This is a genomic window from Streptomyces sp. NPDC088261 (assembly GCF_044740805.1).
In the GTDB taxonomy this organism is placed as follows: domain Bacteria; phylum Actinomycetota; class Actinomycetes; order Streptomycetales; family Streptomycetaceae; genus Streptomyces.
The window spans coordinates 588,376-614,570 of record NZ_JBIURL010000001.1 but is presented as its reverse complement, the minus strand read 5'-3'; the positions used below and the strand labels follow the sequence as shown (position 1 = coordinate 614,570).

Below are 26,195 nucleotides of genomic sequence, written 5' to 3'. Positions count from 1 at the left end.
GCCGGACCAGGGGAGGGGGCTCACCGTTGGACGACGCCGCGCTCGGCGACACGAACGACCAGGATCTCCTGGCCGCACACGTCGCGGGCGACCCGGATGCCTTCGGCGAGCTGGTACGGCGCCATCGCGACCGGCTCTGGGCGGTCGCCCTGCGCACGCTGGGGGACCGCGAGGAGGCGGCCGACGCCGTCCAGGACGCCCTGGTCTCCGCCTTCCGGGCCGCCCACACGTTCCGCGGCCAGTCCGCCGTGACGACCTGGCTGCACCGCATCACCGTGAACGCCTGCCTCGACCGGGCCCGCAAGGTCGCCTCCCGCAAGACCTCTCCCATGGAGGACACCGAGCGGCTGGAGCAGCTCCTCGAACCCCACGAGTCCGCGGAGGCGCCCGCCGAGCGCCAGGACCTCCACCGTGAGCTGCTGGCGGCCCTGGCCAGGCTCCCCGTCGACCAGCGCGCCGCACTGGTGCTGGTGGACATGCAGGGATACCCGGTGGCGGAGGCCGCACGGGTGCTGGGGGTGCCCACCGGGACGGTGAAGAGCCGCTGTGCCCGCGGCCGGGCCAGACTGCTTCCCCTCCTCACCCATCTGCGGGCGGACCCCGGGGATAGCGGTCCGCCCGCCGGGGGAAGGAACCGGTCGCCGGGGACATCCGTCCCATCGGCATCGGAGCCGAAGGATTCAGCACCGAGTGATCCTGTAGTGAAGGGCGGAGGTGGGCGCGCGTGACATCGACGACCGACACAACTCAGCACCCGGACGTCTCGGAGATCTCCGACCTGACGGAGGGGCTGCTGGCGCCGTCCCGGGCCGCGGAGGTGCAGGAGCACCTCGACGGGTGTGCGCTGTGCGCCGACGTCCGTGCGTCGCTGGAAGAGATCAGGGGGCTGCTCGGCACCCTGCCCGGGCCGCCGAGGATGCCCGCGGACCTCGCCGGGCGTATCGACGCGGCGCTGGCGGCGGAAGCGCTCCTGGCCGCGACCGCGCCCGACGACACAGGCACCGGATCAGGCACGGACGCCGACGACGCTGCCGCAGACGCGGCCGCGGACCCTGCCGATGTTTCACGTGAAACATCGGCCCCCGCACCCTCTTCCGACGCCTCCCCCGACGTGTCAGGTGAGGGGGCGGCCGCCTCGGACCCCGTACGGACCGACCGGCCCGCCGGCCGTCCCCGGGCGGCCACCGGCCCCGGCCGGAGCGCCCGGAGCCGCCGTCGCCGCCGCACCACCGTCCTCGGTGCCCTCTTCGGCACCGCGGCCGTCGGCGTGAGCGTCTTCCTGCTCCACTCGATCGCGACGTCGTCCCCGGGTGCCAAGTCCGCCGACTCCGCCTCCGCCGCCAAGTCCGCCACGGTCGGCCCCCAGGTGATCTCGGAGGGCGATCTCCGGGAGCGGGTGGACGCGCTTCTCGCCGCCGACCCTTCCGCGTCCTCCGGAGCGTCCCCCCGCACGTCCTCGGGGCAGAAGAGCCTCCGGCCGCAGCAGGACAACCCCGGCGCGGACGAGCGGACGACCAACACTCCCCTGATGCAGTCCGTACCCCCGGTACCGGCGTGTATCCAGCTGGGCACCGGCCGCACCGACCCCGTCCTCGCCGTCGATCAGGGCGTCTACCAGGGCAGCAGCGCCTACCTCGTCGTCCTGCCCGACCCGGGTGACAGCACCAGGGTCCAGGCGTACGTGATCGACGCGGCCTGCGTCGACACCGCCCCCACGGGCAAGGGCACCGTCCTGCTGACGCACTCCTACCCGCGCCACTGACCACCCCTCCGCGCCGCCACGGGTCCACGGGAATGTAAGACCCGTAGGATCCGTTGCGTGGGTGTAGGTCGTGGATCTGGCCCCAGTAGGCAGTAAGCAGTCTGCAGAGACGAGGAAGAATCCCGTGAGCGACGTCCGTAATGTGATCATCATCGGTTCCGGGCCCGCCGGCTACACCGCAGCGCTGTACACAGCGCGCGCGGCACTGCGGCCGCTGGTCTTCGAGGGAGCGGTGACCGCAGGCGGTGCGCTGATGAACACCACCGATGTGGAGAACTTCCCCGGCTTCCGTGACGGCATCATGGGTCCGGATCTGATGGACAACATGAGGGCACAGGCGGAGCGCTTTGGCGCCGAGCTGGTTCCCGACGATGTGATCGCCGTCGACCTCACCGGTGAGATCAAGACCGTGACCGATACCGCGGGCACGGTTCACCGTGCCAAGGCGGTGATCGTCACGACCGGGTCCCAGCACCGCAAGCTCGGCCTGCCCAACGAGGACACGCTCTCCGGGCGTGGTGTTTCCTGGTGTGCCACCTGTGACGGGTTCTTCTTCAAGGACCAGGACATCGCCGTGATCGGTGGCGGTGACACCGCGATGGAGGAAGCGACCTTCCTGTCGCGGTTCGCCAAGTCCGTCACGATCGTCCACCGCCGTGACACCCTGCGGGCGTCCAAGGCCATGCAGGACCGCGCGTTCGCCGACCCCAAGATCAAGTTCGCTTGGGACAGTGAAGTCGCGGAGATCCACGGCGACCAGAAGCTCTCGGGCCTGACGTTGCGCAACACCACGACGGGCGAGACCTCCGCGCTCGCGGTGACCGGCCTGTTCATCGCGGTGGGCCATGACCCGCGGACCGAGCTCTTCAAGGGTCAGCTCGACCTCGACGACGAGGGCTACCTCACCGTGGCCGCCCCGTCGACGCGGACGAACCTGTCCGGTGTGTTCGGCGCCGGCGACGTTGTCGACCACACCTACCGCCAGGCGATCACCGCCGCGGGCACCGGGTGTTCCGCCGCCCTCGACGCCGAGCGCTTCCTCGCGGCGCTGAGCGACGTCGACAACGCGCACACGGCCGAGCCCGAGAAGACCGCGACCTTCTGACCGACACGATCCACTTCACCCCTGCTCCACCCACAACCCGAAGGAGGCCGCCGTGGCCGGCGCCCTGAAGCATGTGACCGACGATTCATTCGAAGAAGACGTTCTCAAGAGTGACAAGCCCGTACTGGTGGACTTCTGGGCCGAATGGTGCGGACCCTGCCGCCAGATCGCTCCGTCGCTGGAAGCCATCGCGGCCGAGCACGGGGACCAGATCGAGATCGTCAAGCTGAACATTGACGAGAACCCGGCCACCGCAGCGAAGTACGGCGTCATGTCCATCCCGACGCTGAACGTCTACCAGAACGGCGAGGTCGCGAAGACCATCGTCGGTGCGAAGCCCAAGGCCGCGCTGGTGCGCGACTTGGAGGGCTTCATCGGTGAGCAGGTCACCAAGGCCTGACGCCTCGCGATGTTTCACGTGAAACGGGCCCACCCCGCCGGGGTGGGCCCGTTCCGCGTGTACGGGCCGACCGGCCCCCGGCTCACAACGGCCGGAGCGCGGGCTCCTTGTGCACCTTGCCGAGCAGCCGGTCCAGCGCCAGCTCCACGTCTTCCTTCCACGAGAGCATGGTGCGCAGCTCCAGCCTCAGGCGGGGGTACGTCGGATGCGGGCGGACGGTCTTGAAGCCGACCGCCAGCAGGTGATCGGCGGGCAGCACACAGGCCGGCTCCTTCCAGCGCGCGTTGCCGAACGCCTCGACGGCCTTGAACTCCCGCCGCAGCAGGTCCTTCGCCACGGTCTGCACCATCGCGCGGCCCAGTCCCTGCCCCTGGTACTCCGGCACGATCCAGGCGGTCATCAGCTGGACGGCGTCAGGGGAGACCGGGCTCGTCGGAAAGGCCGTGGCCCGTGGCACGTACGCGGGAGGCGCGTACAGCACATACCCCACGGGCACGTCGTCTACATACGCCAGCCGGCCGCACGATCCCCACTCCAGCAGGACGGCGGAGATCCACGCCTCTTTCTCCGTCTCAGGGGTACCCGCCTTTACCGCGGCTTCTCCGCTGACCGGATCGAGCTCCCAGAAGACACACGCCCGGCAGCGTGGGGGGAGGTCCGGAAGGTTGTCCAGCGTGAGCGGTACAAGCCGACGCCCCATAGAGGCTGTTCCTCACTTCCCTCGCACGTCGCGGATCACAGTGGATGCGCCATACCAGAACGAATCGTATCCACCTCAGGGTTCCTCGCACACCGAGAGACAGCAAAGGGCGGGCTGTGTTCCGGTAACCGGAGAACACAGCCCGCCCTGTGGCCTGTTGACGAGCGTCAGCGTGACGAGCGTCAGCTCTCGTCGTCCTCCCCGGCGTCCTCGGTGAGGACCTGGTCGAGGATCCGGCCCTCACCGGGGGCCAGCGTGCCAAGGATCCGGTCCAGGTCGTCCATCGAGGCGAACTCGACGACGATCTTTCCCTTCTTCTGCCCCAGGTCGACCTTCACCCGGGTCTCGAAGCGGTCCGACAGGCGCGAGGCGAGGTCGCCCAGCGCCGGGGACAGCCGGGCACCCGCCCGGGGGCCCTTGGCCTTGGGGCCGGCCTGCGGCCCCGATTCCATCAGCTTCACGATCTCTTCGATCGACCGCACCGACAGCCCTTCCGCCACGATGCGGTGGGCCAGCCGGTCCTGCTCCGCGGAGTCCTCCACGGCGAGGAGCGCCCGGGCGTGACCCGCCGACAGCACCCCTGCGGCAACGCGGCGTTGGACGGACGGGGACAGCCGCAGCAGCCGCAGGGTGTTGGAGACCTGCGGACGCGAGCGCCCGATCCGGTCGGCCAGCTGGTCATGCGTGCAGTTGAAGTCCTTGAGCAACTGGTCGTAGGCCGCGGCCTCTTCCAGCGGGTTCAGCTGGGCGCGGTGCAGGTTCTCCAGCAGCGCGTCGAGCAGCAGCTTCTCGTCGTCCGTGGCGCGGACGATCGAGGGGATGCGCTCCAGGCCCGCCTCGCGGCAGGCCCGCCAGCGCCGCTCGCCCATGATCAGCTCATAGCGCTCCGGGCCCACCTGCCGTACGACGACGGGCTGGAGGAGCCCCACCTCCTTGATGGAGGTGACCAGTTCGGCGAGGGCGTCCTCGTCGAACACCTCGCGGGGCTGCCGCGGGTTGGGCGTGATGGAGTCGATCGGCAGCTCGGCGAAGTGCGCACCGGCCGCCGGGGCGGGCTCGGGCGCCTCGTCCTGCTCCGGGGTGATCCTCTCCGCGTCCGGCACCGAAGCCGCCGACGGGAGGGCGGTGACCTTCGCGGCCGCCACACCCCGCTCGGCGGTCAGCGTCGGCGTCGCTCCCGGAGCCGCCGTGGCCACTCCGGTGGAGGGCACCTGCTTCTCCTGGGGAGCGGCAGGGATCAGCGCACCAAGCCCACGCCCCAACCCTCTACGTCGCTCACTCACTGGATCCCCTCCGACATCTGCTGGTTGTTCTGGCTGCCCACATGGGCCTGCTGGGCGTCATAGTGCACCCCGACCCCCCGAAGAGCGATCTCACGGGCGGCTTCGAGATAGGACAGGGATCCGCTGGATCCCGGATCGTACGTCAGCACCGTCTGGCCGTAGCTCGGCGCCTCCGAGATGCGTACGGACCGAGGGATGCTCGTCCGCAGCACCTCCTTCCCGAAGTGACTGCGTACTTCCTCCGCCACCTGCGAGGCAAGACGGGTCCTGCCGTCGTACATGGTGAGCAGGATCGTCGACACGTGCAGCGTGGGGTTGAGATGCCCACGGACCAGGTCGACGTTGCGCAGGAGCTGACCCAGCCCCTCCAGCGCGTAGTACTCGCACTGGATGGGGATCAGCACCTCCGCGCCGGCGACCATCGCGTTGACGGTCAGCAGGCCGAGCGACGGCGGGCAGTCGATGAGGATGTAGTCCAACGGCTGCTCGTACGCGTCGATCGCCCGCTGGAGCCGGCTCTCCCGCGCCACCAGCGACACCAGTTCGATCTCCGCACCGGCGAGATCGATGGTGGCCGGGGCACAGAAGAGGCCTTCGACGTCGGGCACAGGCTGGACCACTTCGGACAGTGGCCTGCTCTCCACCAGGACGTCATAGATCGAGGGGACTTCGGCGTGATGGTCGATCCCGAGCGCCGTGGAGGCATTGCCCTGTGGATCGAGGTCGATCACCAGAACGCGCGCGCCGTGCAGCGCGAGCGAGGCGGCCAGGTTGACCGTGGTCGTGGTCTTCCCCACCCCGCCCTTCTGATTGGCGACGACCATGACACGCGTCTGCTCCGGGCGGGGCAAGCCCTCGCCGGCGCGGCCGAGAGCCTCCACCGCCAGTTGAGCGGCACGGCCAATGGGGGTGTCGTCCATCGGGGGCGGTGTTTCACGTGAAACATCCTCCCCCGCCGACTCAGTACGGGGACCGGGGACCGGATCGGTCATCGGTCCCGCGATGTTGGCGTCGGACCGCAAGGATTCACTCTCCTCGACTTCAGACTCGCAATGAATAGAGCCTGCCATGCTTTCGGGGTCGTGAACCAGTGAGGCCCGTGGTTCTGTGGATGAATCCACCTCTGTGGACAACCCCATGCCTCGAACGAGGGACTTTCGACCACGCGGCGTCGCCGCCGCGCGGCCACGGCCGATGATTCCCTGAAGCAATGAACGGTGTTTCACGTGAAACACGATGCATCCGCCGCAGGTTCAGACCGTCACGACACTCCGCAATGCGTAGGTATGGCAGCTTGTATGGAGCATCACTGATAGGCACTACGGACTGTACGGCTCAGCGGCGCCGCCGCGTGCGGCTGGTCCGCGCGGCCTTCGCCCGCTTCGCTGCGAACCGTACGCCACCGGGGCTCTCCCCGACCTCCACCCGCACCACCGTGGCCAGCGGATCGACCACACCCTCCCCGACCCGCAGCACCGAGGCCTCCAGCACGCCGAGCTTGCTGAGCGCGGCCCTGGCCCCCTTGACCTCTTCTTCGGCGGTGTCGCCCTTCAGGAGCAGCATCTCCCCGTAGGGACGCAGCAGCGGCACTCCCCAGCCCGCCAGGCGGTCCAGCGGGGCCACCGCGCGCGCCGTCACCACATGGACCGGCGGCAGGGTGCCCAGGACCTCCTCGGCCCGCCCACGGACCACCGTGACGTGGTCCAGCCCCAGCAGCTCGACCACTTCCTGGAGAAAGTTGGTACGCCGCAGCAGCGGCTCCAGCAGCGTGATCTTGAGATCCGGCCGCACCAGGGCCAGCGGTATGCCCGGCAGCCCCGCGCCCGAGCCGACGTCGCAGACCGTCACCCCCTCGGGGACGACCTCGGACAGCACCGCGCAGTTCAGCAGATGCCGCTCCCACAGGCGCGGAACCTCCCGCGGCCCGATCAGGCCGCGCTTGACCCCCGCGTCCGCCAGCAGCTCCGCATAGCGGACCGCCGAGGAGAAGGACGCGCCGAAAAGAGTCCGCGCCTCGTCCGGCGGAGGGGAAAGCTCTGCTGCCTCTGTCACGGGGACCGTCCTTCCGTACCGAACCACCCCGAGGGCGGCTGACTAACAGGCTGACAAAATTCGGCCCCGCCTGCGAACAGGGCGGGGCCGAAAAGAGAGGAGCGATCAGGCAGGGAGGACCACGACGAAGCGCTGCGGCTCCTCGCCCTCGGACTCACTGCGCAGACCCGCGGCGGCGACCGCGTCGTGCACGACCTTGCGCTCGAAAGGCGTCATGGGATCGAGCTTCACCGGGGCACCGGTGGACTTGACCTCGTCCGCCGCCTTGGCACCCAGCTCGGCGAGCTCGGTGCGCTTCTTCGCCCGGAAGCCGGCGATGTCGAGCATCAGCCGGCTGCGGTCCCCGGTCTCCCGGTGCACCGCGAGCCGCGTCAGCTCCTGGAGCGCCTCCAGGACCTCGCCGTCCCGCCCGACGAGCTTCTGGAGATCCCGGCCGCTGTCGCTGATGATCGACACAGCGGCCCGGTCGGCCTCGACGTCCATGTCGATGTCACCGTCGAGGTCGGCGATGTCGAGCAGGCCTTCGAGGTAGTCGGCGGCGATCTCCCCTTCCTGCTCAAGGCGGGTCAGGGTGTCGCCCCCCTCGGCGGCGGCGGAGATGGTGCCTTCCGTCACGGATGGACTCCTTCGTTACTTCTTGGACGGGTGCTTGGGCCGCTGCTGGCCCTTGCGCTGTCCCGCCTTGGCTTGGCGTGGGGAGGAACCGGCGGCGGGCTTGCCCGACGGCTTGGACGTGGAGTCCCGCGGCTCGTCCTGCTTCTCCAGCGAGGTCTTCGCCACCGGAGCGGCGTCGTCCGCCGCCTTGTTCTCCGGCGCGTGACCGGCCGGCTTCTGGTCCGCCGTCGCCTGGGCGGCCGCCGCCTGGCGCTGCGCCTTGGTGAGGCGCTTCGGCTGCTGCCGCCTCGCCGCGGCGGCACCCGCCTCGGCCTCGGCCGCCGCCGGGTCGGTCTTGACCACCGTGCCGTCGGCCTGGGGCACCAGACCCGCCTTCGCCAGGTTCAGGAAGAACTTACGCTCGTTGTCGTTGCGGTCGGGGCCCTTGGCCACGATCGCTCCGACGATGGTCCGCTTTCGCTTGGACGTGACCTGCTCGTGCGTCGTGATGTTCTTCAGCAGACGGCCGAGGTACGCGTCCTGCGCCTTGCTGCCCGGTGTCGGGTTCTGGTTGATCACGTACATCTGCTGACCCATGGTCCACACGTTGGTGGTCAGCCAGTAGACGAGCACACCGACGGGGAAGTTGATGCCCGTGACGGCGAAGATGACCGGGAAGATGTACATCAGCATCTTCTGCTGCTGCATGTACGGCGTCTTGACCGTCAGGTCGACGTTCTTCGTCATGAGCTGGCGCTGCGTGTAGAACTGCGACGCCGACATCAGAAGGATCATGATCGCTGTGACGATGCGCACGTTGGTCAGCGACGCGCCCAGCGCCTCGACCTTCGAGCTGCTCTCCAGGAACTTCGACGCCAGCGGGGCGCCGAAGATGTGTGCCTTACGGGCGCTGTCCAGCAAGCCCTGGTCGATCACGCCCATCGTCTTGCCGTTGGCGATGCTCGACAGCACGTGGTAGAGCGCGAAGAAGAATGGCGACTGCGCCAGGATCGGAAGACACGAGGAGAGCGGGTTGGTGCCCGTCTCCTTGTACAGCTTCATCATCTCTTCGGACTGGCGCTGCTTGTCGTTCTTGTAGCGCTCCTGGATCGCCTTCATCTTGGGCTGAAGGACCTGCATGTTCCGGGTCGACTTGATCTGCTTCACAAAAAGCGGGATCAGACAGATCCGGATCAGCACCACCAGGGACACGATGGACAGGCCCCAGGCCCAGCCCGTGTCGGGCCCGAAGATCGCCCCGTACAGACTGTGGAATTGGACAATGACCCACGAGACTGGCGTGGTGATGAAACTGAAGAATCCGGCAATCGTGTCCACTAATCAGGCTCCTTGAGCTTTGGGCGAGGTCTCTGCGGCCGGACTGGGAGGTTCGGGGGCCGACGCCCCGGAAGGCACGCCGGCGACGGAGTGCCCGCTCTTGCTGCCCCGCCACGCGTCGCGCAGCAGTTCGTGCCAACGCGGACGCTTGCGCGGTGGGACATGGTCCACGCCGCCCGGCGACCACGGATTGCACCGCAGAATGCGCCAGGCGGTCAGCGCCGTGCCTTTCACCGCGCCGTGCCGGTCGATGGCCGTGTACCCGTAGTGCGAACACGACGGGTAGTACCGGCAGACGGGGCCCAGAAGCGGGCTGATCGTCCACTGGTACAGCTTGATCAGAGCCAGCAGCGGGTACTTCATCGCGTGCCCCCTCCCAGCAGCCGCTGAAGAGCGGCGTCCAGGTCTCGGGCCAGTCGTTCATATTCGGCGCCACCCGCTTCGGGTAGCGCCCGTACGACAACCAGGCTACCGGGGGGCAGCTCAAGCAGTCGGTCGCGTAGGAGATGCCGAAGTCTCCGCTTCACCCGGGTCCGCACCACCGCCCCGCCCACAGCCTTGCTTACGACGAAACCCGCACGTACCGGGGAAGCGCTCTCCCCAGGCGCGTGCGGGTCCGTTGCACCGCTGTGCAGATGGACGACAAGAAGCGGGCGTCCGGCCCGGCGTCCTCGGCGTACCGCGGTCGCGAAGTCCTCGCGCCGCCTCAGCCGATTCTCGGAAGGCAGCACGTCATGACCTGTAGGTGATCAGGCGGACAGACGGGCGCGACCCTTGCCACGGCGGGTCGCGAGGATCGCACGACCGGCGCGGGTGCGCATGCGCAGACGGAAGCCGTGGGTCTTCGCACGACGACGGTTGTTCGGCTGGAAGGTGCGCTTGCTCACTCGAGGGCTCCAGAAAGTGATAAGTGATGGCGGGGCGTCGCCTGGCTGTCACCGTGCGCCCACGAGAAGCTCGCGTTCACGCCCGAGTGCACCGCTTCACAACCACAGATCGTGATCTTTGCCCATCGGAGGCAGGCGGCAGCAGCCATCGACAACTCGACCTGGTCACGGTACGCGCGGCTACGCCATCCGGTCAAACCAGTGAGCTGCCACCCCCCATTGTGCACAGGCTGTGGACAACGACTTGAACGTCGGACCCCGGCCTGACTACCGTGACGGAACTCCGGCTTCTTTTTCCGCCGGTCTTCCCACCCCGTCCCGAGAACCACATATTCGTGGGACCTGTGAGAGAGCGTGCCTTGTGGCTGATGTACCTGCCGATCTTGCCGCAGTGTGGCCACGAGTGCTGGAGCAGCTCCTCAGGGAGGGCCAGCAGGGCGTCGAGCCCAAGGACAAGCAGTGGATCGAGCGCTGCCAGCCTCTCGCGCTGGTGGCCGACACGGCGCTGCTCGCCGTCCCCAACGAATGGGGCAAGCGGGTCCTGGAGGGCCGCCTCGCCCCGTTGATCAGCGAGACCCTCAGCCATGAGTGCGGCCGGCCCATCCGGATCGCGATCACCGTGGACGACTCGGCCGGCGAGCCCGCCCCCGCCCCTGCCGTACCCCAGCAGCACCGCTACCAGTCCTCGCTCCACGACGAGCAGCGGCAGACAGATACATACGACAACTACGGGCACCGCCCGCAGGACGACGGGATGCCGTCGGTACGCCCCGCGTACCCGGACTACCAGCAGCGCCAGCGCCCCGACCCCGGCGCCTGGCCGCAGTCCCAGGACGATCTCGCGTGGCAGCCCCGGCTCGGCGGCTACCAGGACCGTGATCCGTACGCCACCACCCGCCCCCAGCAGCCGCAGCACGACTACCGGCAGCCGCAGGGTCCCGACCGCTCGCAGTACGAGCAGCCGCACGAGCGGCACGACCTCCAGGACCCCCAGGCGCCGCAGCACGGCGGCGGCCCCAGCGGGGGCCGGCACCGGGGCGCGCCGGGGCCGCTGGGCGCGCAGCCCTCGCCGGCGCCGCGGCCGGGGGAGCCGCACGCCCGGCTCAACCCCAAGTACCTCTTCGACACCTTCGTCATCGGCGCCTCCAACCGGTTCGCGCACGCGGCGGCGGTCGCGGTGGCCGAGGCGCCGGCGAAGGCGTACAACCCGCTCTTCATCTACGGGGAGTCCGGGCTCGGCAAGACCCACCTGCTCCACGCGATCGGGCACTACGCGCGCAGCCTCTATCCGGGGACGCGGGTGCGGTACGTGAGCTCCGAGGAGTTCACGAACGAGTTCATCAACTCGATCCGGGACGGCAAGGGCGACACCTTCCGCAAGCGGTACCGCGACGTCGACATCCTCCTGGTGGACGACATCCAGTTCCTGGCGAGCAAGGAGTCGACGCAGGAGGAGTTCTTCCACACGTTCAACACGCTCCACAACGCGAACAAGCAGATCGTGCTGTCCTCGGACCGGCCGCCCAAGCAGCTGATCACCCTGGAGGACCGGCTGCGCAACCGCTTCGAGTGGGGGCTGACCACCGATGTGCAGCCGCCCGAGCTGGAGACGCGTATCGCGATCCTCCGCAAGAAGGCGGTGCAGGAGCAGCTGAACGCGCCGCCGGAGGTGCTGGAGTTCATCGCGTCGCGGATCTCGCGCAACATCCGTGAGCTGGAGGGCGCGCTGATCCGGGTGACCGCGTTCGCGTCCCTCAACCGGCAGCCGGTGGACCTCGGCCTCACGGAGATCGTCCTCAAGGACCTGATCCCCGGGGGCGAGGACGCGGCCCCGGAGATCACCGCGAGCGCCATCATGGCGGCGACCGCGGACTACTTCGGGCTGACCGTGGAGGATCTCTGCGGGTCGTCCCGCAGCCGGGTCCTGGTGACGGCCCGCCAGATCGCGATGTATCTGTGCCGTGAGCTGACGGATCTCTCGCTGCCGAAGATCGGGGCGCAGTTCGGCGGCCGGGACCATACGACGGTGATGCACGCGGACCGGAAGATCAGGGCGCTGATGGCCGAGCGGCGGTCCATCTACAACCAGGTCACGGAGCTCACGAACCGCATCAAGAACGGCTGACACGGCCGACAGGACCCGCTCGAAGGGCGCCCGGGAAGCATGTTCCCGGGCGCCCTTCGCCGTTCCGGCGCGTCGCCCGCCGTACCGGCTGTTTCGAACACCGGGCGCTCCCGCGGACTTCTCCACAGACCTGGGGGTGATCTTCCGTCCACAGCCTGGGGACCCAGGAAGTTGTCCAGAACGCTTCCACAGGCGAGGCAGGTGCGGGATTATCGTTGCTGGTCAGGCGCCTGTGGATTTGTGCGCGACAGTTGTCCACAGCCTGTGGAGGAATTTTCTGTCCACAGGGTCGTGGATACGTTGTCCACCGGCGGCCCACAGGACAAGCCCTCTTACCCACAACTTGCCCACAGCGCTGTCCACTGTTCGGCAACAAAACGTCCGCCGTCGCTGAGTCGAGTGAAAGGCGTCACACCAGAACCCTGGATTGGGCTGTGGGGAACGTGGGTAAAGCTGGGGACGGACCTGGGGGTAAGTGGCCCTCGCCTGTGCATCGGTTGTGCAGAACTTTCGCCCGTCCACAGAGGGACCGAGTTGTCCACGGATGCCGCCCACAGGGCCGGTGGACAAAAAAACGGGTCTGACCTGCGCAAACGACGTTATCCACGGTTTCCACAGGCCCTACTACTACTCCCACTCATAGTTAGCCAGGGATCCGTTTCGAAGTGGGCCCTGTGCACAAGTCGGCGAGGAAGCCCTCCGCCGCGCCCCCCTCGACTTGACCCGCAGCAGCACGGACTGTCGGTGCCGTGCGTCAGACTGGTCCCCGGCATCAGGGCCGACGACGAAGGCCGGCAGGACGAGCGAGCAAAGCAGGAGGCGGTTCCGGTGAAGATCCGGGTGGAGCGCGACGTACTCGCCGAGGCGGTGGCCTGGGTGGCCCGGAGCCTCCCGGCACGGCCCCCGGCGCCGGTACTCGCAGGTCTTCTGCTGAAGGCCGAGGAAGGCGCCCTCAGCTTCTCCAGCTTCGACTACGAGGTCTCGGCGCGGGTCTCGGTGGACGCCGAGGTGGAGGAGGACGGCACCGTCCTCGTCTCCGGCCGGCTCCTCGCCGACATCTGCCGCGCCCTCCCCAACCGCCCGGTGGAGATCTCCACGGACGGGGTGCGGGCCACCGTGGTCTGCGGCTCGTCCCGGTTCACCCTCCACACCCTGCCGGTGGACGAGTACCCGGCGCTGCCGCAGATGCCGACCGCGACGGGCACCGTCCCCGGCGAGATCTTCGCCTCGGCCGCCTCCCAGGTCGCCATCGCCGCGGGCCGCGACGACACGCTGCCGGTGCTGACCGGCGTACGGATCGAGATCGAGGGCGACACGGTCACCCTGGCCTCGACCGACCGCTACCGCTTCGCGGTTCGCGAGTTCCTGTGGAAGCCGGAGGCAGCGGACATCTCCGCGGTCGCGCTGGTGCCCGCCAAGACGCTCCTGGACACCGCCAAGGCGCTCACCAGCGGTGACACGGTCACCCTGGCGCTCTCCGGCGCGGGTGCGGGCGAGGGGCTGATCGGTTTCGAGGGCGCGGGGCGGCGGACGACGACCCGGCTGCTCGAAGGCGACCTGCCGAAGTACCGGACGCTGTTCCCGACGGAGTTCAACTCGATCGCGGTGATCGAGACGGCCCCGTTCGTGGAGGCCGTCAAGCGCGTGGCCCTGGTCGCCGAGCGGAACACGCCGGTGCGCCTGAGTTTCGAGCAGGGCGTGCTGATCCTGGAGGCGGGTTCCAGCGACGACGCACAGGCTGTGGAAAGGGTGGACGCGCAGCTGGACGGCGACGACATCTCGATCGCCTTCAACCCGACGTTCCTGCTGGACGGTCTGAGCGCCATCGACTCACCGGTGGCGCAACTGTCGTTCACGACTTCCACCAAGCCGGCGCTGCTGAGCGGCAAGGCGGATGTCAAGGCCGAGGCGGACGAATCGTACAAATACCTCATCATGCCGGTTCGCCTGAGCGGCTGACCCCACAGGTGAGTGGAGGCGCCCGGGCGTAGGCTCGGGCGCGGGTACGAATCGCCTCGACGCTTAAGGAACCACTGATGGAGCTCGGTCTCATCGGTCTCGGCAAGATGGGCGGCAACATGCGCGAGCGCATTCGCCGCGCAGGCCACACCGTCGTCGGATATGACCGCAACCCGGACGTCGCCGATGTGCACAGCATCGAAGAGCTGGTGAGCACGCTCAAGGGCCCCCGGGTCGTGTGGGTGATGGTCCCGTCCGGTGCCGCGACGCAGTCCACGATCGACGAGCTGGCCGGTCTGCTGTCCCCGGGGGACGTCGTGGTGGACGGCGGGAACTCCCGCTGGACGGACGACGAGAAGCACGCCGTGGAGCTGGGCATCAAGGGGATCGGCTTTGTCGACTGCGGTGTCTCGGGCGGTGTCTGGGGCCTGGAGAACGGCTACGCGCTGATGTACGGCGGTACGCCGGAGGACGTGGCGAAGGCGCAGCCGATCTTCGACGCGCTCAAGCCGGAGGGTGATTTCGGCTCGGTGCACGCGGGCAAGGTCGGGGCGGGCCACTTCGCGAAGATGGTTCACAACGGCATCGAGTACGCGATGATGCAGGCCTACGCCGAGGGCTGGGAGCTGCTGGAGAAGGCCGGCTCGGTCACGGACGTCCGTGAGGTCTTCCGCTCCTGGCAGGAGGGCACGGTCATCCGTTCCTGGCTGCTGGACCTGGCGGTCAAGGCGCTGGACGACGACGAGCACCTGGACCAGCTGAGGGGCTTCGCGGAGGACTCGGGCGAGGGCCGGTGGACGGTCGAGGCGGCCATCGACCACGCGGTGCCGCTGCCCGCGATCACCGCGTCGCTGTTCGCGCGGTTCGCGTCGCGTCAGGACGATTCGCCGCAGATGAAGATGGTCGCGGCGCTGCGCAACCAGTTCGGCGGTCACTCCGTCGAGTCGAAGCAGGCGAAGTAGCTCCACCGGGGAGGCCGGCGCACATCCATGCACGTCACGCATTTGTCGCTGGCCGACTTCCGGTCGTACGCCCGGGTCGAGGTTCCGCTCGACCCGGGCGTCACCGTGTTCGTGGGGGCGAACGGGCAGGGGAAGACGAATCTGGTCGAGGCGGTCGGGTATCTGGCCTCGCTCGGCAGTCACCGGGTGTCGTCGGACGCGCCGTTGGTACGGATGGGCGCGGACCGGGCGGTGATCCGGGCGGCGGTGACGCAGGGCGAGCGGTCGCAGCTGGTGGAGCTGGAGCTGAATCCGGGCCGGGCGAACCGGGCGCGTATCAACAGGTCGTCGCAGGTCAGGCCGCGGGATGTGCTGGGGATCGTACGGACGGTCCTGTTCGCGCCGGAGGATCTGGCGCTGGTGAAGGGCGATCCGGGTGAGCGCCGGCGGCTCCTCGACGAGCTGGTGACGGCGCGGTCGCCGCGGATGGCGGGGGTGCGGTCGGACTACGACCGGGTGCTGCGGCAGCGGAACACGCTGTTGAAGTCGGCGGCGATGGCGCGCCGGCACGGCGGGCGTGGCATGGACCTGTCGACGCTGGACGTGTGGGACCAGCATCTGGCGCGGGTGGGTGCGGAGTTGCTGGCGCAGCGGGTGGATCTGGTCGGGACGCTGCGTCCGCTGACGGACAAGGCGTACGAGCAGCTGGCGCCCGGGGGCGGTCCGGTGGGGCTGGAGTACCGCTCGTCGGCGGTGGAGGCCGGTGAGGCCGGCGACGGGGCTGACCCCGCCGACGCCGGGGGGCTGGGCCACGGGCGTGAGGAGCTGTACGAGCGGCTGCTGGCGGCGTTGGCGGGGGTGCGGAAGCAGGAGATCGAGCGCGGGGTGACGCTGGTCGGGCCGCACCGCGACGATCTGGTGCTGAAGCTGGGGCAGCTGCCTGCGAAGGGCTACGCGAGTCATGGGGAGTCGTGGTCGTTCGCGCTGGCGCTGCGGCTGGCTTCGTACGACTTGCTGAGGGCCGAGGGCAACGAGCCGGTGCTGGTGCTGGACGACGTGTTCGCGGAGCTGGACGCGCGGCGGCGGGAGCGGTTGGCGGAGCTGGTGGCGCCGGGGGAGCAGGTGCTGGTGACGGCGGCGGTGGACGACGACGTGCCTGGGGTGCTGGCGGGGACGCGGTTCCTGGTGGCCGACGGCGCGGTGGAGCGGGCGTGAGCGGCGCGCGGCGGGGCGCCGGGGCGGCGGGTCCCGGCGGGTCCGAGCGGCCTCCCGAGCTGCCGGAGGCGGACGCGGGCCCGGGCGCGAGTGCGCCTCCGGAGTCGTCGGGGGTGGATCTGGCGCGGGTGGCGCTGCGCGCGGCGAAGGAGCAGGCCCGGGCGCGCGGGGACGCCGCGCAGCAGAAGAAGCAGGCCAGGCGGGGCGGGGGGCTGCGGTCGGGTGCCCGGGCGGACGGCCGTGATCCGTTGCCGCTGGGTGCGGCGATCAGCCGGCTGATCACGGAGCGGGGCTGGGAGGCGCCGGCGGCCGTGGGCGGGGTGATGGGCCGGTGGCCGCAGATCGTCGGGGACGACGTGGCGAAGCACTGTGTGCCGCAGAAGTACGAGGAGGACGAGCGGGTCCTGACGGTGCAGTGCGACTCGACGGCGTGGGCGACGCAGCTGCGGTTGCTGGCGCCGCGTCTGGTGGCGCGGTTGAACGAGGATCTGGGGCACGGCACCGTACGGGTGATCAAGGTGTTGGGGCCGACGGGTCCGCCGCAGCGGTACGGCCGGCTGCGGGCGCCGGGGAGCAAGGGTCCCGGCGACACGTACGGATGAGGTGCGGGGTCCGTGGTGTTTCGGTGCGGGGGTCTCGTACGGCCTCCCGCACGCCCCCGGGAGCCCTGACGCGCCTGTTTCCCCGGCTTACGCGCCTGGTTCCAGGCGATCGGCGATCTGCCCAGGTCAGCGGCGTGGGAGCGGCCCCGGCGCGGTCCCGGCACGGTCTCGGTCCGGTTTCGTGGGGCGACGGCGTCCGCCGGTACGGGGCGGCTGGGCGGCGCCCGGCGCGCGGCGGCGCGTGTTGCTCTCCGGCAGCGCTGTGACCTGGGGAAGCGTACGGGGAGAGTGAGGCGTCCCTCACCGTAGCGGAAGGTTGACAGGCCGAAGCGCTCAACGCCCGTGTGAGCCTCTTGGAGCCCCGTCCCGAATATGGGGAGTCGGTAGGCGCTCATTCAGGGCGGCACATGAGGACTCAGGTACCGGCAAACCCCCATTCGGGTCGGCGCTACCGGTAGACTGGTGGGAAATCCCGCTCTGCTTGCGGGAGACGTCGCTACAAGCCGAACGACGCAGCCGTCCCCGCTTGCCGGTGAACGGCCTGTGCTGTGCCAGAAAGGGCGCTTCGTGGCCGATTCCGGCAACCCCAAAGAGAAGACTCCGTCCGCCTCGACCACTGGTGAGCACGGCGAGGTGACCTCCTCCTACAACGCCAGTGCCATCACCGTGCTGGAGGGCCTCGACGCGGTCCGCAAGCGCCCCGGGATGTACATCGGGTCGACCGGCGAGCGTGGTCTGCATCACTTGGTGTACGAGGTCGTCGACAACTCCGTCGACGAGGCCCTGGCGGGTCACGCGGACACCATCGACGTGACGATCCTCGCCGACGGCGGGGTGCGTGTGATCGACAACGGGCGCGGTATCCCGGTGGGCATCGTCCCGTCCGAGGGCAAGCCGGCCGTCGAGGTCGTGCTGACGGTGCTGCACGCGGGCGGCAAGTTCGGCGGTGGCGGTTACGCCGTCTCCGGTGGTCTGCACGGCGTCGGCGTCTCGGTCGTGAACGCCCTGTCGACGAAGGTCGCCGTGGAGGTCAAGACCGACGGCCACCGCTGGACGCAGGACTACAAGCTCGGTGTGCCGACCGCCCCGCTGGCGCAGAACGAGGAGACGGCCGACACCGGTACGTCGGTGACGTTCTGGGCCGACCCGGACGTCTTCGAGACGACCGAGTACTCGTTCGAGACGCTGTCGCGGCGGTTCCAGGAGATGGCGTTCCTGAACAAGGGGCTCACCCTGACGCTGACGGACGAGCGCGAGTCGGCGAAGGCCGTCGCGGGCGCGGACGTGGCGGGTACGGACGCCGCCGAGAAGGCGGAGGACGAGAAGGTCCGTACCGTCACGTACTTCTACGAGGGCGGCATCGTCGACTTCGTGAAGTACCTGAACTCGCGCAAGGGCGAGCTGATCCACCCCACGGTCATCGACATCGAGGCCGAGGACAAGGAGCGGCTGCTCTCGGTGGAGATCGCCATGCAGTGGAACGCGCAGTACAGCGAGGGGGTGTACTCCTTCGCCAACACGATCCACACGCATGAGGGCGGTACGCACGAGGAGGGCTTCCGTGCGGCCATGACGGGCCTGGTCAACCGGTACGCGCGCGAGAAGAAGTTCCTGCGCGAGAAGGACGACAACCTCGCCGGCGAGGACATCCGCGAGGGTCTGACGGCGATCATCTCGGTGAAGCTGGGCGAGCCGCAGTTCGAGGGCCAGACGAAGACGAAGCTGGGCAACACCGAGGCGAAGACGTTCGTGCAGAAGATCGTGCACGAACACCTGACGGACTGGTTCGACCGCAACCCGACCGAGGCCGCGGACATCATCCGCAAGGCGATCCAGGCGGCGACGGCGCGCGTGGCGGCCCGCAAGGCGCGTGACCTGACGCGCCGCAAGGGGCTGCTGGAGAGCGCGTCCCTGCCGGGCAAGCTGAGCGACTGCCAGTCGAACGACCCGGCGAAGTGCGAGATCTTCATCGTCGAGGGTGACTCGGCCGGTGGTTCCGCGAAGTCGGGCCGCAACCCGATGTACCAGGCGATCCTGCCGATCCGCGGCAAGATCCTGAACGTCGAGAAGGCGCGGCTCGACAAGATCCTCCAGAACACCGAGGTGCAGGCGCTGATCTCGGCGTTCGGCACCGGGGTGCACGAGGACTTCGACATCGAGAAGCTCCGCTATCACAAGATCATTCTGATGGCGGACGCCGACGTCGACGGGCAGCACATCAACACCCTCCTGCTGACCTTCCTGTTCCGCTTCATGCGGCCGCTGGTCGAGGCGGGGCACGTGTACCTGTCGCGTCCGCCGCTGTACAAGATCAAGTGGGGCAAGGACGACTTCGAGTACGCGTACTCGGACCGGGAGCGCGACGCGCTGATCGAGCTGGGCAAGCAGAACGGCAAGCGGATCCGTGAGGACTCGATCCAGCGCTTCAAGGGGCTGGGCGAGATGAACGCCGAAGAGCTGCGGATCACCACGATGGACATCGACCACCGGGTGCTCGGCCAGGTCACGCTGGACGACGCGGCGCAGGCCGACGATCTCTTCTCGGTGCTGATGGGCGAGGACGTCGAGGCCCGGCGTTCCTTCATCCAGCGCAACGCCAAGGACGTCCGCTTCCTCGACATCTGAGTCGGTCTCAGCTGACGGATTCGAAAAGGCCGAAAGGAACACTGACCAGCAATGGCCGACCAGAACACCCCTGAAAACAGCGACGCCCCCGAGAACCCCGAGGGGGCCGGAGCCGCCCCCGACGCCCCCGTCATCGTGGAGACCGCCACCGCCGTGGAGGGCCTGGCGCTGCGCGTCGAGCCGGTCGGGCTCGAGACGGAGATGCAGCGCTCGTACCTCGACTACGCGATGTCCGTCATCGTGTCGCGCGCGCTGCCGGACGTACGGGACGGTCTGAAGCCCGTGCACCGCCGGGTGCTGTACGCGATGTACGACGGCGGCTACCGGCCCGAGAAGGGCTTCTACAAGTGTGCCCGCGTCGTCGGTGACGTCATGGGTACGTACCACCCGCACGGCGACTCCTCGATCTACGACGCGCTGGTCCGTCTCGCGCAGCCGTGGTCGATGCGGATGCCGCTGGTGGACTCGAACGGCAACTTCGGTTCTCCCGGCAACGACCCGGCGGCCGCGATGCGGTACACCGAGTGCAAGCTGATGCCGCTGTCCATGGAGATGCTCCGTGACATCGACGAGGAGACCGTCGACTTCAAGGACAACTACGACGGCCGCAACCAGGAGCCGACGGTCCTGCCGGCGCGCTTCCCGAACCTGCTGATCAACGGTTCGGCCGGGATCGCGGTCGGCATGGCCACCAACATCCCGCCGCACAACCTGCGGGAGGTGGCGGCCGGCGCGCAGTGGGCGCTGGAGCACCCGGACGCCTCGCACGAGGAGCTGCTCGACGCGCTGATCGAGCGCATCAAGGGCCCCGACTTCCCGTCGGGCGCGCTGGTGGTGGGCCGCAAGGGCATCGAGGACGCGTACCGCACGGGCCGCGGCTCGATCACGATGCGCGCGGTGGTGGCGGTCGAGGAGATCCAGAACCGCCAGTGCCTGGTCGTCACGGAGCTTCCGTACCAGACCAACCCGGACAACCTCGCGCAGAAGATCGCGGACCTGGTCAAGGACGGGAAGGTCGGCGGGATCGCCGACGTCCGGGACGAGACGTCCTCGCGTACGGGGCAGCGGCTGGTGATCGTCCTCAAGCGGGACGCGGTCGCCAAGGTCGTACTGAACAACCTGTACAAGCACACCGAGCTCCAGAACAACTTCGGCGCGAACATGCTGGCCCTGGTCGACGGGGTGCCGCGCACGCTGTCCCTGGACGCGTTCATCCGCCACTGGGTGACGCACCAGATCGAGGTCATCGTCCGGCGGACGAAGTACCGGCTGCGCAAGGCGGAGGAGCGCGCGCACATCCTGCGCGGGCTGCTCAAGGCGCTGGACGCGATCGACGACGTCATCGCGCTGATCCGGCGCAGCGACACGGTCGAGATCGCGCGTACGGGCCTGATGGGCCTGCTGGAGATCGACGAGATCCAGGCGAACGCGATCCTGGAGATGCAGCTGCGCCGCCTGGCGGCCCTGGAGCGGCAGAAGATCGTCGCCGAGCACGACGAGCTCCAGCTGAAGATCAACGAGTACAACGCGATCCTGGCGTCGCCGCAGAAGCAGCGTCAGATCGTCAGTGACGAACTGGCCGTCATCGTCGAGAAGTTCGGCGACGACCGGCGGTCCAAGCTGGTGCCCTTCGACGGTGACATGTCCATCGAGGACCTGATCGCCGAGGAGGACATCGTCGTCACGATCAGCCGTGGCGGCTATGTGAAGCGTACGAAGACGGACGACTACCGCTCGCAGCGGCGCGGCGGCAAGGGCGTGCGCGGGACGAAGCTCAAGGAAGACGACATCGTCGACCACTTCTTCGTGTCGACGACGCACCACTGGCTGCTGTTCTTCACCAACAAGGGCCGGGTGTACCGGGCGAAGGCGTACGAGCTCCCGGACGCCGGCCGGGACGCGCGCGGGCAGCACGTGGCCAACCTGCTGGCGTTCCAGCCGGACGAGCAGATCGCCGAGATCCTGGCGATCCGCGACTACGACGCGGTGCCGTACCTGGTCCTGGCGACCAAGGGCGGTCTGGTGAAGAAGACCCCGCTGAAGGACTACGACTCGCCGAGGTCGGGCGGTGTCATCGCGATCAACCTCCGGGAGACGGAGTCGGGCGCGGACGACGAGCTGATCGGCGCGGAGCTGGTGTCGGCGGAGGACGATCTGCTGCTCATCAGCAGGAAGGCGCAGTCGATCCGGTTCACGGCGACCGACGAGGCGTTGCGTCCGATGGGGCGCGCCACATCGGGCGTTAAGGGGATGAGCTTCCGCGAAGGCGACGAACTGCTGTCGATGAATGTCGTCAGGCCCGGTACGTTCGTCTTCACCGCCACAGATGGTGGGTACGCGAAGCGAACCGCGGTGGGTGAGTATCGCGTCCAAGGACGTGGTGGGCTCGGCATCAAGGCTGCGAAGATTGTGGAGGACCGCGGTTCTCTGGTGGGCGCGTTGGTGGTCGAGGAGACGGATGAGATCCTTGCCATCACCCTGGGCGGCGGTGTGATTCGCACGCGAGTCAACGAAGTCCGGGAGACCGGCCGTGACACCATGGGCGTTCAACTGATCAATCTCGGCAAGCGGGATGCCGTCGTCGGCGTCGCCCGCAATGCCGAGGCGGGCCGTGAGGCCGAGGAGGTCGACGGGGTGGTTGACCCGGCGGCCGACGAGGCGGGCACGGCAGAGGCCGGTACGGGCGAGGTGGCCGGTACGGCCGAGGTCGCCGAGGGCACTCAGCCTTCGGCAGGGGAGCACGAGGAGTAAAGCGTGAGTGGAGCCACGGGCGCCGGATCGGCCGCTTCCGGAGGGAACGGTGCTCGTGGCCCTGCCACGGACTCCCAGGGGGTTGGGGTGACGGACGCCCGGGGGCAGCAGCCCCCGTTCGATACGTACGGCGCTGAGCAGTCGCAGTCGGCCGCGCAGCCTTATCACCCGCCGCAGGCGTATCCCTCGCCGGGCGGCGGGACGCATGCCGGCGGCCCTGCTGGAACCGGTGGGCCCGCTGGGTCCGCCGGGGCCGGCGGGACGCACGGCGGGCAGCACGGCTTCACGGCTCAGGCCGCTGGGGCGGCGGGTGTCGCGGGTGTCGCCGGGGCGCCTGCCTCGGCGGTACGGCTGCCGAGGACAGGGGCGCGTACGACCCCGCGTACACGCAAGGCGCGACTGCGGGTGGCGAAGGCCGATCCGTGGTCGGTGATGAAGGTCAGCTTCCTGCTCTCCATCGCGCTGGGCGTGTGCACGGTCGTGGCGGCGGCGGTGCTGTGGATGGTCATGGACGCCATGGGCGTCTTCACGACGGTCGGCGGCACGATCAGCGAGGCGACGGGCTCCAACGAGTCCAACGGCTTCGACCTCCAGTCGTTCCTGTCGCTGCCGCGGGTGCTCCTCTTCACGTCGGTCATCGCGGTGATCGACGTGGTCCTGGCCACCGCGCTGTCGACGCTGGGCGCCTTCATCTACAACCTGTCGGCGGGCTTCGTGGGCGGCGTGGAGCTCACGCTCGCCGAGGACGAGTGAGCAGCGGGTATCGATTTTGGGGCTGGCCCCGGAGTGCGCTAATCTTTGGGGGCAGCGCGGGGCTATAGCTCAGTTGGTTAGAGCGCATCCCTGATAAGGATGAGGCCACAGGTTCAAATCCTGTTAGCCCCACCCGCGTGAAGACCCCTAGGCATTGATGCCTAGGGGTCTTTGGCGTCTGCGGGGGACTTCGCGGGGACTTCACGGGGTGGGGGTTCTTCCAAGGGGTTGGTGAGAAGTCGCGCGCGAAAGTCGTGGGGGTTGAAGTGTGCGGCCGAAGCCGTGTCGTCGAAGTGGGCAATCGACTGAACGGCTTTCGGACGTGTCTTCGGGGATACACCTTCAACTGGGCGGGCGGGAGCGGCTGGTGTGCCCGGTCGGCCGGGATGTGACGTCTCTCACGAGGGCACGTCGCGCCGCGCGCCCGGGGGGTTTCAGCCCGGCTGGGTCTCCGTGTGGACGGCGGCTTCGACGATGTACGGGTTGAACAGTTCCTGGATGCAGAGGAGGGGGCGGTCCTGGGTGTCGAGGGTGTACGTCTTGACCGCGCAGGTGGCGCCGTCCGGCCAGGTGGCGCGGCCCACGTGGACGATGCGCCGGTGCAGGGTCACCCCCGCCTCGGCGAGGGCGAATCCCACCGGTTGGGAGGGGTCGGCGACGGCTCGGTCCACTCGGGGGTCCACTCCGCAGAGGGCCGCGACCGTGTTGTCCGACACGGGCCGGCCGGTGACCGTCAGGAGGCGTGCGCGGCGGAGCAGGCAGTGGTCGGTGCCGCTCGGGCGGAGGGCCGCGCGGATGTCGGGCGGGAGGGCGGCCGGGCTGATGGTCCGTACGTCGCGGGCCCGGGCGCGCAGGGGGCCTCGCACGATCGCCTGGAGGAGGGGGGTGGTCAGGCCCTCGCTGGTCAGGAGCATCCGCGTGGCGGCGGAGGAGAAGGCCATCGCGGCAGGATCCAGGCCGCGCAGGGCGGGCTCCGGTCCAGGCTGAAGAGTATGGGGGGACACGACATCCTCGGTCTGGTCGACAGCCGTACATCGGCAGCCCAAAGGGGGAGCAGCAACGATCCTGCAAGTCACCTGTTGTGGCGCCTGTGACAGGTTAGACGTTTTGCGGCGGTAGAGGTGGGTGTGTCGTGTGCTGCCGCGACCGTCTGGGGTGGGTCGGCGGATGGGCCGACCGGTCCGGTCTTCGCTGGTCAGGGCGGGTCCGCACGGTGACGCGGGATGGGCGGGGCCGTGAGGGGTGTCCGGCCGTCCGACCGGCGCTCACTCGAAAGGGCCGTGCGTCAGAAGGGTGTTCGACGCGGTTCGCGGGGGCGGGTTTGCCAGGGCGTCCGGCGGCAGGGTACTACTTCTCGTGACATTCCGGTCACTGCGTGTTTCCGTGCCGCGGTGGCTGTGCGAGCCGAATCGAGGACACGTGAGCCAGGCCCCGACGACTCCGGTACGAGAAGTGGGATCTTCGACGGTGGTCGAGGCGGTGGAGGTGGTCGAGGCGGTCGAGGCGGGCGAGATGCTCGACGTGGTCGACTACCGGCTCGGGTCCTCGGGTGCCGAGCAGGAACGTCTCCTCGCCCAGTGCGAACTCCTGCGGCCGGCCGCGGCCGCCCTCCTGGACACGATCCCCTTGCCACCGCGGGCGAACGCGCTCGACCTGGGCTGCGGCCCGCTGGGCGTCCTCGACCTCCTCAGCGAACGAGTCGGCCCCGGGGGGTCGGTCACCGGCCTCGACACCGATGACCGGATGATCGGCTGGGCGCGGGAGTCCGTCGCCGAACTCGCCCTGGACAACGTCGAAGTCCGCCACGAGGCGTTGCCGCCGGCGGCGGCCGCCGAGGCGGCGTACGACCTGGTGCACTGCCGGCTGCTGCTGATCAATACGACTCATCCGCGCCGGATCCTCGGCTCGATGGCCGCCTCCGTCCGGTCCGGGGGGTGGGTCGCCGTCCAGGAGTTCGACTGGGCGACCTGGCAGTGCGATCCGCCCCACCCGGCGTGGAGCCGCCTCAAGGCCCTCCTCACCGAGGTCTTCGGGGGCGACGTCCACATCGGCGCGCGGCTGCCGGGCCTCTTGAGCGAAGCGGGTCTGACGGACGTACGGGCCACCGCCCACGCCTATTACTGGCGCCCCGGTGACCGCTACCAGACCCTGCTCCTCTCCTTCGCCCACCTCTTCCGCGACCGCCTCCTGGAGCACACCCCGCTCACGCCCGTTGAACTCGACGCCCTGACCGGCGCGCTCCAGGAGCACCTTGAGCAGCCCCGTACCACGGTCCGCGAGAGCCTTCTGGTGCAGGCGTGGGCCCGCAAACCCTGACGGCGGTCCGTCGCGGGCGGCGGGCTTCTGTCAGCCGTACGGTCGTCTCGTGGCGCGACCATGTGTGGGTGTCGCCACCCCGCTGATCCAGACGGGCCGTCGTCCCGGGCGGACTAGGGTCGTCCCATGGCTCAGCCTCAGCCCTTCGTCGTCGGCGACGGACAGCGGGCGTGCGGGGTCTGCCCCGGCCGCCTCTTCCCGCTAGGGGAGTTCGATGTCGCCGAACGGCCGTCCCGGGAATTCCCCTTCGACCCGGCCGACGGACACCGGTACACGGCCGACGGCATTCCTGTCTGCGTCCATCCGGAGAGGGTCGGCATTCCCGCGGGGCGATACCGGACCGACGGCATTCCCCTGGTCTGCTCTCTCGACCTTCCGGGCGACGTCAACGAACTGGACGACTACCTCCGCGAGGCCGTGCACAGTGCGGCACCGGCGACGCTGGACCTCCTCATCGCGCGCGCCGTGGAGGAGATCCCGCTTCGCTGGCCGGGAGTCGACGCGACGACGGTGCTGCGGCGGGCGCTCAACCAGCCTTGTGGGGCGGCGAAGCGCCGGTAAGGAGTCGCCGGCAGGCCGACAGCCGCCGCAGGGAAGACGTCGTTCGCTGGTGATCGCCGACGTAAACCGTCTCCTCGGCGATGGCGCCGGCGCCGGAGGCCGCGAGCACGCGGGGGGAGTACCCCTGACCGGGGCAGCTCACCGATCCGGGCCGTCCGGTTACCCGCGATCACGACGCGCGCCCCTGCCCGCTGGAGAGCGGTGAGGGCCGGACGAACGTCGGGGC

At 69.1% G+C, this 26,195-nt stretch carries 24 protein-coding genes and 1 tRNA gene; 15 read left to right on the top strand and 10 right to left on the bottom strand.

Annotated features, from left to right (window positions below):
* Positions 1 to 26: 26 nt before the first annotated feature.
* The 4 genes from sigM to trxA all read left to right on the top strand — a co-directional run bounded on the left by sigM (position 27) and on the right by trxA (position 3,267).
* Positions 27 to 728 (top strand): RNA polymerase sigma factor SigM, encoded by a 702-nt coding sequence (sigM, locus tag ACIODU_RS02665; RefSeq protein WP_401763059.1) that lies wholly within the window; start codon positions 27 to 29, stop codon positions 726 to 728.
* Positions 725 to 1,762: an anti-sigma factor family protein gene (locus ACIODU_RS02660; RefSeq protein ID WP_401763057.1), complete on the top strand. Its 1,038-nt coding sequence runs from the start codon at positions 725 to 727 to the stop codon at positions 1,760 to 1,762. The genes sigM and ACIODU_RS02660 overlap by 4 nt, the downstream gene beginning before the upstream one ends.
* A 124-nt stretch (positions 1,763 to 1,886) precedes the next feature.
* Positions 1,887 to 2,867 (top strand): thioredoxin-disulfide reductase, encoded by a 981-nt coding sequence (trxB, locus tag ACIODU_RS02655; RefSeq protein WP_356418126.1) that lies wholly within the window; start codon positions 1,887 to 1,889, stop codon positions 2,865 to 2,867.
* 52 nt (positions 2,868 to 2,919) lie between these two features.
* A complete protein-coding gene (trxA, locus tag ACIODU_RS02650; RefSeq protein WP_356418128.1) occupies positions 2,920 to 3,267 on the top strand; it encodes a thioredoxin in 348 nt (115 codons plus the stop codon).
* Between the two features lie 82 nt (positions 3,268 to 3,349).
* Here the strand turns inward: trxA and ACIODU_RS02645 are convergent, their stop codons facing one another.
* The 9 genes from ACIODU_RS02645 to rpmH all read right to left on the bottom strand — a co-directional run bounded on the left by ACIODU_RS02645 (position 3,350) and on the right by rpmH (position 10,121).
* On the bottom strand, positions 3,350 to 3,967 hold the full coding sequence (locus ACIODU_RS02645; protein ID WP_327235607.1) for a GNAT family N-acetyltransferase: 618 nt from the start codon (positions 3,965 to 3,967) through the stop codon (positions 3,350 to 3,352).
* Between the two features lie 182 nt (positions 3,968 to 4,149).
* The gene (locus tag ACIODU_RS02640; RefSeq protein WP_401763054.1) at positions 4,150 to 5,250 is read right to left on the bottom strand and encodes a ParB/RepB/Spo0J family partition protein; all 1,101 of its coding nucleotides are present in this window, start codon (positions 5,248 to 5,250) and stop codon (positions 4,150 to 4,152) included.
* Positions 5,247 to 6,320: a ParA family protein gene (locus ACIODU_RS02635; RefSeq protein WP_356418132.1), complete on the bottom strand. Its 1,074-nt coding sequence runs from the start codon at positions 6,318 to 6,320 to the stop codon at positions 5,247 to 5,249. The genes ACIODU_RS02640 and ACIODU_RS02635 overlap by 4 nt, the downstream gene beginning before the upstream one ends.
* A 265-nt stretch (positions 6,321 to 6,585) precedes the next feature.
* Positions 6,586 to 7,302: a 16S rRNA (guanine(527)-N(7))-methyltransferase RsmG gene (gene rsmG, locus ACIODU_RS02630; RefSeq protein ID WP_161311683.1), complete on the bottom strand. Its 717-nt coding sequence runs from the start codon at positions 7,300 to 7,302 to the stop codon at positions 6,586 to 6,588.
* Between the two features lie 105 nt (positions 7,303 to 7,407).
* Positions 7,408 to 7,917 carry a R3H domain-containing nucleic acid-binding protein gene (locus ACIODU_RS02625; protein ID WP_161311682.1) on the bottom strand — a complete coding sequence of 170 codons (510 nt, stop codon included), beginning with the start codon at positions 7,915 to 7,917 and terminating at the stop codon, positions 7,408 to 7,410.
* 15 nt (positions 7,918 to 7,932) lie between these two features.
* On the bottom strand, positions 7,933 to 9,234 hold the full coding sequence (gene yidC / locus ACIODU_RS02620; RefSeq protein WP_356418135.1) for a membrane protein insertase YidC: 1,302 nt from the start codon (positions 9,232 to 9,234) through the stop codon (positions 7,933 to 7,935).
* Between the two features lie 3 nt (positions 9,235 to 9,237).
* Positions 9,238 to 9,597: a membrane protein insertion efficiency factor YidD gene (yidD, locus tag ACIODU_RS02615; RefSeq protein ID WP_356418137.1), complete on the bottom strand. Its 360-nt coding sequence runs from the start codon at positions 9,595 to 9,597 to the stop codon at positions 9,238 to 9,240.
* Entirely contained in the window at positions 9,594 to 9,965 is a 372-nt protein-coding gene (rnpA, locus tag ACIODU_RS02610) for a ribonuclease P protein component (protein WP_356418139.1), read from the bottom strand. Before rnpA ends, yidD begins: the two co-directional genes overlap by 4 nt.
* Positions 9,966 to 9,983: 18 nt before the next feature.
* The gene (gene rpmH / locus ACIODU_RS02605; protein WP_030354375.1) at positions 9,984 to 10,121 is read right to left on the bottom strand and encodes a 50S ribosomal protein L34; all 138 of its coding nucleotides are present in this window, start codon (positions 10,119 to 10,121) and stop codon (positions 9,984 to 9,986) included.
* Between the two features lie 361 nt (positions 10,122 to 10,482).
* Between rpmH and dnaA the strand changes: the two genes are divergently transcribed.
* From dnaA to ACIODU_RS02560, 9 genes are all read left to right on the top strand, one after another.
* On the top strand, positions 10,483 to 12,246 hold the full coding sequence (gene dnaA / locus ACIODU_RS02600; protein WP_401763048.1) for a chromosomal replication initiator protein DnaA: 1,764 nt from the start codon (positions 10,483 to 10,485) through the stop codon (positions 12,244 to 12,246).
* 828 nt (positions 12,247 to 13,074) lie between these two features.
* On the top strand, positions 13,075 to 14,205 hold the full coding sequence (dnaN, locus tag ACIODU_RS02595; protein WP_401763510.1) for a DNA polymerase III subunit beta: 1,131 nt from the start codon (positions 13,075 to 13,077) through the stop codon (positions 14,203 to 14,205).
* A gap of 77 nt (positions 14,206 to 14,282) precedes the next feature.
* Entirely contained in the window at positions 14,283 to 15,167 is an 885-nt protein-coding gene (gene gnd, locus ACIODU_RS02590) for a phosphogluconate dehydrogenase (NAD(+)-dependent, decarboxylating) (protein ID WP_356418145.1), read from the top strand.
* A gap of 27 nt (positions 15,168 to 15,194) precedes the next feature.
* Positions 15,195 to 16,361, top strand: coding sequence for a DNA replication/repair protein RecF (recF, locus tag ACIODU_RS02585; protein WP_401763044.1), 1,167 nt, complete (start codon positions 15,195 to 15,197; stop codon positions 16,359 to 16,361).
* Positions 16,358 to 16,963 (top strand): DUF721 domain-containing protein, encoded by a 606-nt coding sequence (locus ACIODU_RS02580; RefSeq protein WP_401763043.1) that lies wholly within the window; start codon positions 16,358 to 16,360, stop codon positions 16,961 to 16,963. Before recF ends, ACIODU_RS02580 begins: the two co-directional genes overlap by 4 nt.
* Before the next feature lie 543 nt (positions 16,964 to 17,506).
* Positions 17,507 to 19,588, top strand: a complete 2,082-nt coding sequence (gene gyrB / locus ACIODU_RS02575; protein WP_356418149.1) for a DNA topoisomerase (ATP-hydrolyzing) subunit B — start codon at positions 17,507 to 17,509, stop codon at positions 19,586 to 19,588.
* A gap of 51 nt (positions 19,589 to 19,639) precedes the next feature.
* Positions 19,640 to 22,339, top strand: a complete 2,700-nt coding sequence (gyrA, locus tag ACIODU_RS02570; RefSeq protein ID WP_356418151.1) for a DNA gyrase subunit A — start codon at positions 19,640 to 19,642, stop codon at positions 22,337 to 22,339.
* A gap of 87 nt (positions 22,340 to 22,426) precedes the next feature.
* On the top strand, positions 22,427 to 23,092 hold the full coding sequence (locus ACIODU_RS02565; protein ID WP_401763039.1) for a DUF3566 domain-containing protein: 666 nt from the start codon (positions 22,427 to 22,429) through the stop codon (positions 23,090 to 23,092).
* Positions 23,093 to 23,150: 58 nt separating this feature from the next.
* Positions 23,151 to 23,224: transfer RNA gene (locus ACIODU_RS02560), tRNA-Ile, on the top strand.
* Positions 23,225 to 23,526: 302 nt separating this feature from the next.
* On the opposite strand, the gene ACIODU_RS02555 is transcribed toward ACIODU_RS02560, so the two are convergent.
* Positions 23,527 to 24,033 (bottom strand): hypothetical protein, encoded by a 507-nt coding sequence (locus ACIODU_RS02555; RefSeq protein ID WP_356418155.1) that lies wholly within the window; start codon positions 24,031 to 24,033, stop codon positions 23,527 to 23,529.
* Between the two features lie 511 nt (positions 24,034 to 24,544).
* On the opposite strand from ACIODU_RS02555, the gene ACIODU_RS02550 reads away from it, so the two are divergent.
* Both ACIODU_RS02550 and ACIODU_RS02545 read left to right on the top strand, forming a co-directional pair.
* Positions 24,545 to 25,408 carry a methyltransferase domain-containing protein gene (locus ACIODU_RS02550; protein ID WP_401763036.1) on the top strand — a complete coding sequence of 288 codons (864 nt, stop codon included), beginning with the start codon at positions 24,545 to 24,547 and terminating at the stop codon, positions 25,406 to 25,408.
* Between the two features lie 126 nt (positions 25,409 to 25,534).
* A complete protein-coding gene (locus ACIODU_RS02545; RefSeq protein WP_401763034.1) occupies positions 25,535 to 25,969 on the top strand; it encodes a hypothetical protein in 435 nt (144 codons plus the stop codon).
* Positions 25,970 to 26,195: the final 226 nt, after the last annotated feature.